This is a genomic window from Novosphingobium sp. (assembly GCF_031417815.1).
Taxonomy (GTDB): Bacteria; Pseudomonadota; Alphaproteobacteria; order Sphingomonadales; family Sphingomonadaceae; genus Novosphingobium.
This window is the reverse complement of record NZ_JANOWI010000041.1, coordinates 63,060-73,185: the sequence shown is the minus strand read 5'-3', so window position 1 is coordinate 73,185 and position 10,126 is coordinate 63,060. Positions and strand designations below refer to the sequence as shown.

Genomic DNA, 10,126 nt, shown 5'->3' with positions numbered 1-10,126 from the left:
CTGGGTGCAGGTGAACGCGGTCAGACGGGATAATCCGGGTATGGCAGTTCGCAGCGCCCGCTAACCGGCCCGCGCGCGCGCAGTTGATCGTCTGTGGCGATATAGCCCCAGTTGACCAGACCGCTGGATTCGCGGGGCGAATAGGCCTTGAGCCGGGTCGGCAAGGCCGCCAGCGCGGCGGCGTTCGCGCGGGTGTAGGGCAGTGCGCCTGCGGGGCGCGGTTCAAGGAAGTAGTCGCTCGATACCATGAACCCTTCGCGCCGCAGCGGGCTGCCCAATGGCGCATGGAAGCCGTCATTGAGCTGGCGAAAGCGCAGCGCGCCGATCTGGTCCATCATCAGGTCGGTCACGCGCAGTGCAACGCTGGGCAGATAGCGCCGGCCATCGGCTTCATAAGCGAAAGCCGCGCCGGCATCGCTGACATAGACCGTGCGAAACCGCTTCCACACCGCCTCGATCCCGAGATTGTCATAAACCCCGCCATCCATGGTATAAAGCCTGGCCGGGGCCTCGTGGCGCGTATTCTCGGTCGGAACCGGGCGGTGGCCGGCCAGATCGATGATGACCGGCGCCAGCACCGGCGGAAAGGCCGACGAGGCCGTCACCGCGGTCGACAGCGTCATGTCACCCACTTCCCAGCGCCCGGTGGACCATTCGCCGAACCATTCATTGTTGAAGCGCACCAGCTTGCCGGTGTGCATGCTGGTGGCGTTGAAATAGAACCGGCGGCCGGGCGGCAGCGATGCCAGTCTGGCCCCGCCAAACACGTGCTTGTCATAGGCCTTGCGAACATAGCTGCCGCTAAGCCCCGGGATCTGGCCAAGCAGGATCCCGCCGTACTGGATCGAATGGCGCGACAGGGCGAACAGCGGCTCGGCCACCAGTTTGCGGAAGCTCTGCCCCGCATCGGCAAAGTCAATCCGGTCCCACGCCAGCGCCAGCGCGCCTGCCGTGATCGACCCGCCCGAGACCGAAGAAAAGCGCTGGATCGCTTCGAGCAGGCCGGCATCGCGCAGCCGCCACAGGAACCCGAGGTGGAACATCATCGCCCGGTAGCCCCCGCCCGAAAGCGAGGCGGCGGGGGCATCGATCAGCGCCTTGCTATCTGGCGGGCCATCCTGACCGAGGATCCCGGCGGTATCGGCATTCAGCGCGATGCGGTTCTGGGGGGCTGACGGCATCACGCAGTCTCCCCGGGTTCGCGCCGGTAGACGCAATATTCGACCCACAGGTCGTGGTCACCGATCCGCGCTTCAAAGGCGCGCGCCAGATCGGGATCGGCCGCTTCAACCACAGCGATCGTTTGCGCCGCCGGGATATCGCCGCGCAGCACGCGGTGACGGGTCTTGCGCTGCAGCGCTTCGTCAACCCGCGGGTTGGGCATCTGCCAGGCCGAGCTTTGCTTCTTGGCGAATTCGGCGTCGGTCGGGATCATCGCCACCAGATCATCGCTCATCGCTTCGAGCCCGCGGGTCAACGTGGCATTGTGGCTGCCGTGGTGCCCGACCTTGTAGAACCGCGTGCGGGCCAGCAGTTCCTCGGTCTTGAGCTTCAGCGCGGGGGCATCGGGGGTGCTGCGGAATTCCACGGAAAACCATGATTCCCAGTTGCCCACTTGCGCATCGGCGGCGAACAGCATCGTGCCCGCATCATCGGGCAGATCGAAGGCCAGCACGAGGCTGGTATTGTTGGTATTGCTGTCCATCCGCAGCGCCAGATTCGAAAACTGCGAGCGTTCGATCTTGTCCAGCATCCGGTAAGCTTGCGGCTCGTGCAGCGAAAAATCACCGGCGCATTTGTGGTTGTCGTCCTTCGATTTGTGGTCGGCCGGATCGTCACCGTCTTCGGTGCAGCGCGCGTAGGGCCGGAAATAGCGATCGTGGAGCCAATCGCTGCGCTGGCGATCACCTGCGCTCTCGCTGGCCGAGGGAACCGGATTGCGGATCTGCTCGGCAGTGCGCCAGGCATGACGCGGCGAAAACGGCATATCCTGGCGGGCCGCAACACCCGCCGACGATGTCTTTGCGGTTGCGAAATAGGTGTCGCCCGCCTTGCCCAGGGAGTTGGTCAACTGCTCCTTGTCGCGCGGCGGACCAAGCACATAGGTGGTCAGCCCCAGCGCGCCCGGCGTGGTCAGCACTTGCCCCGGGGAAAGATACTGCGTTGCTCCGCTGCCGACCCAGTCGCGCAGATCTTGATAGATCTTGCGGCTCCCGCGCAGCGGCTTGCGGTTACCATCGAGCGCCAGCGGTCCGCTGAACCCGGCCAGGCCAAGCAGCGATTCCGCAGCCGGGTCTGCGGCAGCCTGGGTTTGCACCTTCGCTTCTTCGGCCAGCGCCGCCAGCGCGGTAAGGGCGTGGCCATAGACGCGCTGGTATTCCTGTGCATCGGCATCGGCCGGGTCTTCGGTCCAGGCAAACCACACCCGCTCGGCTGCCTTTGGCTGGGCGGCGAAGATGTCTCGGGCCAGCCCGAAGCCACTGATGTGATCGTGGTGCTCGTGCGTCACGACAATCAGGTCAAGCGGCTTGCCTTCGGTATGTTCGTAGACATCGCGCACCACCGCGCGCATCAGTTCGCCGCCGCCGGGCGTGCCTTGCAGCACCCCGCAATCGATCATGATGTGCGATTTGCTTGGCGACTGATCCTCTACATTGCGCCCCGTGACGGTGATCAGGAAGCAATCGCCGAGCAGCTTGCGGTACATCCGCACGGTGATTGTATCGACAAGGGGTCCGGTCTCGCGCATCAGCCGTCTCCGTGCAGGAAGGCGAAGGGCTCGGTTTCAAGCGTGCTCACCGCAAGGGGATTGCCGCCTCCGCCATCATTACGGCCGGCGGCCATCGCCAGCGCAACATCGTCGCCCAGCACGAATTTGCGTTGACGCTCGAGCCGGGTGTCATTGTCGATCCGCTGCCGGATCACCCGCTGCAGGCGCCCGTCGCGCAGATCGACGAGGATCGTGGCACCGCCGCGGAACCAGAAATCGGGTTTTTCGCGCGGCATCGGGCCATCGCGATCGACGCGCTTCTGGTCAGCCGGATCGAAGAACCCCATGCGCCGCTGGGTGACCTGCGCGATCAGCTGGAACAGCTCGTTCCCGTCGGGCCCGGCCCGCCGCGAAATGCGCGCCGAATGCACTTCAAGGCGCGGCAGCAACAGGGCCTCGTCGTCGCCCGGTTCGACCGCCTCGCGCCACACCTCGGGCCAACCGCGCTGCCATTTGGCCGGATTGAGCACGGTGGCGGAAATCGATTTGGGGCTGGCGTGATTGCGCCCGGTTGGCGGCGCGCTTTTGGGCTTGCCCAGCGGCAGGGTGCGCAAGCCAAGCAGGGCCTCCCACAACCGTTCGACCGCAAGGCTGTCATCGGGATTGATCAACCAGGTATGGAGGTTGACTTGGTTGCGCATCACCACCCGCATCGCCTCTTCGCGCAGGTTGCGGTTGGCGACATCGCCCGAAACGTATTCGGAATTGCGGCCGGTGATGTAATCATCAAGCCCCTGGGTATCATAGCGCGGATCGACGCCTTTGGACTTGACCCGTTCGGGGCTGGACCCGTTGACGCGGGCGTACAGCGTCAGCCCTTTGAGGGCATCGGCGAACAGCAGTTCGGAATCGGCGGCGATGCTGTCGAAAGCGCTCAGATCGGGGGGCTCCCAGCACAGCGAATCCGGCGCGTAGGACATGCATCCTGGCGCCGGAATCTCGCGCTTGCGGAAGGATTCGGCAAAGGCGACCCGGTATTTCAGTGGATCTTCCGGCACCAGATCGAAATCCGCAGTGATCACCGCGCGCAGGAAATCGCCAAAGGTTGCATCGGCTGGCGGCAGGTAATCAAGCCCGCGCACACACATGTTGAGCACCGAATGGGCAACCTTGGCGGCCTCGTCGGCCAGTCGCGCGATCAGTTGCTCGCTCAGCCGGTCATCTCCCGGGCGGGTTCCGGTCATGGCAAACAGATCGCGGGTGCGCCGTTCGTAAATGGTGACGAAGGCATCGAACACCGCGATCACCAGATACTGCCCGCGGTCGTGCGGTTCCCTGGCGTCTTTCAGCGTCCTGGTCACCGGCTCACGCTTGCGCTCCCGCTCAGTCTGTTCATCGCTGAGGATGCCGAGCGCCTGGCGCAGCGGCCCGCTGCGGCCGGTGGCCTGCCCGAACTGGCTGGCCAGCCCGGTAAGCAGGTTGGCCGAACGCAGCTTGCCCCCGTTGCGCGACAGTTCGTGCCGGACAACGTTGTCCATCGTGAAGTGCTGCATCAGCGCGATGATATCGGCAAAGGCCTCGTGGAAGGCGAGAGAATCCGCGTTGGTCGCCTCCACGCTGCGGCGCCGCAGCCCGTGCAGGATGGCGTGGGCAGTTTCATGCGCGATGATATCCTGCGACAGGCAGGTAAATACCCATTCGCCCTCATCGTCGGCGAACCGCGGCTTGGCCTTGAAATAGCCGAACAGCAGCGCGCCCTTGGCCGGACTGTAATAGGCGTTGGCCTGGCGCAGTGCGTGCGGATAGATCCGCAGCCGCTTGATGAACGGCGGATAGTCCTTGGCTTTCTTGTCGTGGTTGCGCCGGGCCAGCACCCGCGGATCGTCTTCGGGCATGGCCCAGAACACCGGGCGGCCCAGCGCCCGTTCGAAATTCCGGATGGTCCGCATCGCCACCGCGAACACCATCTGCTGGTGAAACTGGGGATTGGCCTCGGCCGGGGCCAGTCCATCCTGGCCAAGGATCCAGGGATCGTTGAGATCGATCGGCGCATAGAAATGCCCGCTTGTCGGATCGAAATCGATGACTTCAAGGTAATCGTTGGTCGGCCCCAGCTCGATCGCGCCTTCCCACGCCGCTTCCCACGAAAGATCGACCACCGCATCATTTATGACCGCAGTTTCCAGCTGGACCGAAGCCGCCGGATCGAACGCAAATACCCTGAGACGCCGACGAGTCGGCTGCGGGATGGTCTGTCTGGGCTTGTTCACGGTGTCGCCACTCCCCTAGTTCTGGCGACCCGGGGATTTCGTGCTTGTCGGCACTATAGCGCAATAATGCTGGTGCGCAACTGTGACAAGCATCACAGTTACTGCGCAGGTAAGCAGTTCTACAGCGTATAATACAGCGTTGCGGCGGCGGATAACTATCTTCGGTATTTGCAAAACGGGAGGGTGATTAGTCTGCAAATTCAGCCATCTTGCCGATGCCTGCTGGCCGCCAACGGATAGCGCGAAGCCGTCTCCCGCAGGGTTTGACTGACTCTCGACAAAAGGGGAGTGGTGGACACACTTGGGCTCGAACCAAGGACCCGCTGATTAAGAGTCAGCTGCTCTACCAACTGAGCTATGCGTCCACATTCCGGCACGTGCGGAAGCCCGATTCGCTCGGGAACGCTCCCTATAGCCCTTGTTTGCGGTGATGGAAGGGGTTTCTTATGACAACAGCGATCCGCTGCGGCGGTTCCAGCGATGCACTGCCATCAGCACACCGATGCAGATCATGTTGGTCATCAAGGCCGAGCCGCCATAGCTGATCCAGGGCAGCGGAATGCCCACCACCGGGGCCAGACCCATCACCATCAACATGTTGATCGCCATATAGAAAAAGATCGTGAACGTCGCACCTCCGGCCAGCAATGACGAAAACCGGTCGGGGGCCTGGCGGGCAACGCGGAAGCCCCAGCGGTAGACCCACAGGAACACCGCAAGCACGAAAATTCCGCCCAGAATGCCCCATTCCTCAGCCATGGTGGCAAAGGCGAAATCGGTGTGGGCTTCGGGCAGGTATTCAAGGTGGCTCTGGCTGCCGTTGCCAAAGCCCTTGCCCCAAAAGCCGCCCGAACCGATCGCGATCTTGGACTGGGTAATGTGATAGCCTTTGCCCAGCGGATCGCTCTCCGGATCGAGGAAGATCGTCACGCGGCCCTGCTGGTAGGGCTTGAGCAGGAAGGTGTAGGCCACCGGCACCATCACGGTAAGCGCAGAGCCCGCGGCAACGAACCACAGCGTCGGCAGCCCGGCAAGGAACAGCACCACCGCAGCACCCGCGCAGATCGCCAGGCCCGTGCCAAGATCGGGCTGGGCCATGACCAGCAGGGCGGGCACCCCGACCAGTGCCCCGGCGGAAAGCAGCGCGCGCCAGTTGCGCGTCATGCCGGGGGGCAGGGCATCATAGAACCGGGCCAGCGCCAGCACCATGGCCGGCTTCATCAATTCGGACGGCTGCAACTGCATGAAGCCCAGGTTGATCCAGCGCTGGCTGCCGCCCGAAATCTTGCCGGTCGCCTCAACGATAAACAGCAGGATCAATACGCCGCCATAGATGGGATAGGCCGCCTGCTTGAACCAATCGCGCGGGAACCGCGAAATGATGAAGGCCATGGTCAGGAATACGAAGAACCGCGCTTCGTGCATCAGCGCCCATGGCTGCAGGCTGCTGCCGGCGGCCGAATAAAGCACCGCTGCGCCAAAGGTGTTGAGCGCCAGCAGCGGAAGCAGCAGCGACCACGGTTCACGCGCGATAGCTTCGGGAATGATGCGCCGGGTCATTGCGGGGTTCCGGTGGCGGGCACGGGCGGCGCGGCGGCGGCGCTGGACGCAGCCACCGGCGCGGTGCCGGGTGATGAAACCGGGCCCTGCGCGCCTTGCGGTTCTTCGGGCGGGGTCGTTGCCGGAGCGCTCTGCGCCTCGGGCGGGGGCTCGGGATTGTCGGCCTTCTTGATGGTCTCCTTGACCGTCTCTTCATCGCCGACCTTTGGCGCGGACGTGCCATACTGCGATACGAACGAGCGATACTTTGACGCCATTCGCTGCACGGGCGTGCCGCCCCAGGCTTTTTCAAGCTCGTGCAACCGTGCCAATGCGGCATCGGGATCGAACAGGAAAGTCATCACGTCCTTGGCGATCGGTGCAGCAGCCCGCGCACCGAAAGTCCCGTGTTCAACCACCACGGCCATCGCATAGCGCGGCGCATCGGCGGGGGCGTAACAGACGAACAGCGCGTGATCGCGGCTTTTCCAGTCACCAAAGTGTCCGCGGGTAACCAGCGCGCGGACTTGCGCGGTGCCGGTCTTGCCGGCCATCTTGATCCCGCCGATGTCGATCCTGCTGCCGCCGCCGGTGCCATTTCCGTTGACCACGCGAAACATCCCGTCGTGCGTTACGGCGAGCTGTTCGGGGGTGAAGGGCAGGGGCGGGCCAGGCGGCTTTTCGTGTCCGTAGATCAGCGATGGCTGCAGGTTCTTGCCGCTGGCGATCCGCGCGGTCATCACCGCTAGCTGCAGCGGCGAGACCGAGACATAGCCCTGGCCGATCGAGGCGTTGAGCGAATCCGCCGCGCTCCATTGCTGTTTGTAGCGGCGCATTTTCCACGCCGCATCGGGCACCGTGCCATAGCGCTGCGCGGTGCCGGGCAGATCGAATTCCTGACCCAGCCCGAGCAGCTTGGCCACCGGCGCGATTGCATCATAGCCGACGCGGTGCGCCATCGCCCAGAAATAGGTGTTGCAGCTCACCTCGATCGCGCGGCGCATGTCGACCGAACCGTGCACCGCATCGCAGCGGAAAAACCGGTTGCCGAGCCGGTAACCGCCCGGACAATTGATCCGTTCATCGGGATCGACGCCGTGCTGTTGCAAGGCCAGGCTGGCCATCGGCTTCATCGTCGAACCCGGCGGATAGAGCCCGCGCATCGCCTTGTTGAGGAGCGGAATATGGTCGTCCTCGTTGAGCATCTTCCATTGCAGGCGGCCGATCCCGCCGGCAAAGGCATTGGGATCAAACGCAGGCATCGAACAGCAGGCGAGCAAGCCCCCGGTATGGCAATCGATCACCACCACGGCAGCCGATTCAAGCCCGATGCGGCGGGAGGCATAGTCCTGCAGTGGTCCATCGATGGTCAGGCGGATGGCTTTGCCGGGCACGTCGTCGCGGTGTTCCAGATCGCGCACGAACTTGCCCGATGCCGTCACCTCGACCCGCTGGGCCCCCGGTTCGCCGCGCAGCAGCGGTTCATAGAATTTCTCCAGCCCGTCCTTGCCCAGCTTGAAGCCCGGCGTCAGCAGCAGCGGGTTCTTTTCCTTTTCATAGTCTCTGGCGGTGGGCGGCCCGACATAGCCGATCAGGTGGGCAACCGAAGGGCCGGTCGGATAGGACCGGGTATAGCCCTGCTTGGCGACCACGCCGGGCATGTCGGGCAGGCGCACCAGCACGCGGTCGTACTCGCGTGGTTCAAGCCCGGCGACAACTTCGATGGGCTGATAGCCGTGCGCCTTGTCCAGACGGTCGCGCAGGTCCTGGGTTTGCACCGCATCGAAGCGCAGCAGGCTGGTCAACTCGGCAATCGTGGCATCGGTATCGGTGATCCGTTCGGGAATGATATCGATGCGGAATTCGACCCGGTTCGAGGCGAGCTGCGCGTTGTTCCGATCAAGGATCGCGCCGCGCCGCGGCGGCAACAGCGTCAGGTTGACGCGGTTGCTTTCGGCCAGCGTTGCATACTTGTCGTTCTGGACCACCCCGATCCAGACCATCCGCGCCGCCAGCAGCACGCCGACCCCGGTCTGCAACCCGCTGACGATGAACGAGCGGCGATCGAAACTGTTCGCCAGCGTGCCCGAACTGACATGCTTTGGTTCACCAAGCATCGCCGGCCGCCTAGACCGCGCGGATCGGGATCAGGCGCAGCCGGTCGGCCAGGCCGACCAGCCGTGCAATGATCGGATAGGCCAGAATTGACAGGCCGAACTGCGGCAGGAGAATCCCCGGTGCCATCCCGCCGGTGCCCAGCCCGACAATGAAATGGGCCAGAAGCAGGTACAATCCGATTACGGCGCTGGCGACGAACCAGGTCAGCGCGATCCCGCGCCACGGAAAGCGCAATTCGATGAAATCGAGCACCAGCATGGTGATCGACCACAAGGTCACTGCGCTGCCGATTGGCTGGCCGCTGTAGAGATCGTCGAACATCCCCAGCGGCAACCCGGCCCAGACCGGGAACAGTCCGGGGCGCATCTGCTGCCAGGCGACAAGAAACAGGAAACCGATCGGCGGCAGGATCGGGGCCGACGCAATCAGCGGCCATATCGGGCTGAGCGAGCCAAGCATCACCACCAGCCAGGGCAGCGCGATCGCCAGGGCCGGCGAGGGCGCGCGGTTGATCCGCTGCTTGCCAAAGGTGCGCAGGCCAGGCGGCAGCGGCGGGGCCATCAGCGGCCTTCCTCAGCGGCCTTATCGGCTTCGGACTGCAACACTTCCTGATACAGCGGTTCAACCGTCACAAAGTCGGTTTGGCCCGGATCGCTGAGCGGCCGGGCAATCGCGCCATCGGGGGTGAGCGAGACGACCACCGCCACCGCTTCGCCGGGGCGGTAGATCCCGCCCGAACCCGATGTGACGATGGCATCACCGCGCCGCAGCGGATTGAGGCCGGTGGTGCTGAGGCGGATCTGGATCGTGCCATCGCCGCGGCCAGTGGCATAGGCCTGAATCCCATCGCTGGCGCGGCGCACGGGGATCGTGCTGTCGGTGTTGGTAATCAGCAGCACCCGGGCCGAAATCGCGCCGACTTCGGTCACCCGGCCAACCAGCCCCAGCGGCGATCGCACCGCCATGCCCGGCCGCACGCCTTTGGCTGAACCGGCACCGATGGTGGCGTAGCGGCGCGACGAGGACGAAGTGGAGCCAATCAGCCGGGTTATCGCAACCGGCTTGATTTCCCCCTCGAACAGCCCAAGCGTTGCTTTGAGACGGGTGTTCTCTTCCTTCAGCGCGGCCTGTTCGGCCAGCGCGACGCGGGCCTTGGCGAGATCATGTTCCATGCTGGCGACGCGTGAGCCGAGCGTGAAATAGCCGGTCAGCACGTCCCACAGCGAAACCCCGCCGGTGCGCGCGCTGGCGGCAACCGTGGCAGCCGGCGCGCCGGCATCGCTGGCGATGGTGCGCAGCCCGGCAAAGCGTTCTTCATGCCCGCTTGAAATGGCGAGCAGCACCAGGCCGATCCCCACGCCGATGAAGGCAATAACATAGTTGGCAAAGGTGCTGTACTGCGCCCGACGCGAAAAGCCCGGGCGGCGAACGTTGGGCGCCGCCATCGGGGTTCAGTCCTTGTTTGGTGCAGAGCGCGCCATCGGGTGGT

Annotated in this window: 7 protein-coding genes and 1 tRNA gene; all 8 read right to left on the bottom strand. The window is 64.3% G+C overall.

The genetic code is table 11. The features are described from left to right. Window positions 1–20 precede the first annotated feature (20 nt). A complete protein-coding gene (locus tag RMN99_RS10135; RefSeq protein WP_309623196.1) occupies window positions 21–1,181 on the bottom strand; it encodes a patatin-like phospholipase family protein in 1,161 nt (386 codons plus the stop codon). Continuing rightward, a complete protein-coding gene (locus RMN99_RS10130; RefSeq protein WP_309623195.1) occupies window positions 1,181–2,749 on the bottom strand; it encodes an MBL fold metallo-hydrolase in 1,569 nt (522 codons plus the stop codon). Before RMN99_RS10130 ends, RMN99_RS10135 begins: the two co-directional genes overlap by 1 nt. After that, on the bottom strand, window positions 2,749–4,980 hold the full coding sequence (locus tag RMN99_RS10125; protein WP_309623194.1) for a hypothetical protein: 2,232 nt from the start codon (window positions 4,978–4,980) through the stop codon (window positions 2,749–2,751). Before RMN99_RS10125 ends, RMN99_RS10130 begins: the two co-directional genes overlap by 1 nt. Window positions 4,981–5,269: 289 nt before the next feature. Continuing rightward, a tRNA-Lys gene (locus tag RMN99_RS10120) sits at window positions 5,270–5,345 on the bottom strand. A gap of 79 nt (window positions 5,346–5,424) precedes the next feature. Further along, entirely contained in the window at window positions 5,425–6,540 is a 1,116-nt protein-coding gene (rodA, locus tag RMN99_RS10115) for a rod shape-determining protein RodA (protein ID WP_309623193.1), read from the bottom strand. Further along, the gene (mrdA, locus tag RMN99_RS10110; RefSeq protein ID WP_309623192.1) at window positions 6,537–8,636 is read right to left on the bottom strand and encodes a penicillin-binding protein 2; all 2,100 of its coding nucleotides are present in this window, start codon (window positions 8,634–8,636) and stop codon (window positions 6,537–6,539) included. The genes rodA and mrdA overlap by 4 nt, the downstream gene beginning before the upstream one ends. Window positions 8,637–8,646: 10 nt before the next feature. Beyond that, the gene (locus RMN99_RS10105) at window positions 8,647–9,198 is read right to left on the bottom strand and encodes a rod shape-determining protein MreD (RefSeq protein WP_309623191.1); all 552 of its coding nucleotides are present in this window, start codon (window positions 9,196–9,198) and stop codon (window positions 8,647–8,649) included. Further along, window positions 9,198–10,082, bottom strand: a complete 885-nt coding sequence (gene mreC / locus RMN99_RS10100) for a rod shape-determining protein MreC (RefSeq protein WP_309623190.1) — start codon at window positions 10,080–10,082, stop codon at window positions 9,198–9,200. The genes RMN99_RS10105 and mreC overlap by 1 nt, the downstream gene beginning before the upstream one ends. Between the last annotated feature and the right edge of the window lie 44 nt (window positions 10,083–10,126).

What these genes read in the sequence shown, in the direction of transcription:
- mrdA (WP_309623192.1), bottom strand. Translation starts at nt 8,636, where the DNA reads ATGCTTGGTGAACCAAAGCATGTCAGTTCGGGCACGCTGGCGAACAGT.
- rodA (WP_309623193.1), bottom strand. Translation starts at nt 6,540, where the DNA reads ATGACCCGGCGCATCATTCCCGAAGCTATCGCGCGTGAACCGTGGTCG.
- RMN99_RS10105 (WP_309623191.1), bottom strand. Translation starts at nt 9,198, where the DNA reads ATGGCCCCGCCGCTGCCGCCTGGCCTGCGCACCTTTGGCAAGCAGCGG.
- RMN99_RS10130 (WP_309623195.1), bottom strand. Translation starts at nt 2,749, where the DNA reads ATGCGCGAGACCGGACCCCTTGTCGATACAATCACCGTGCGGATGTAC.
- RMN99_RS10135 (WP_309623196.1), bottom strand. Translation starts at nt 1,181, where the DNA reads ATGCCGTCAGCCCCCCAGAACCGCATCGCGCTGAATGCCGATACCGCC.
- mreC (WP_309623190.1), bottom strand. Translation starts at nt 10,082, where the DNA reads ATGGCGGCGCCCAACGTTCGCCGCCCGGGCTTTTCGCGTCGGGCGCAG.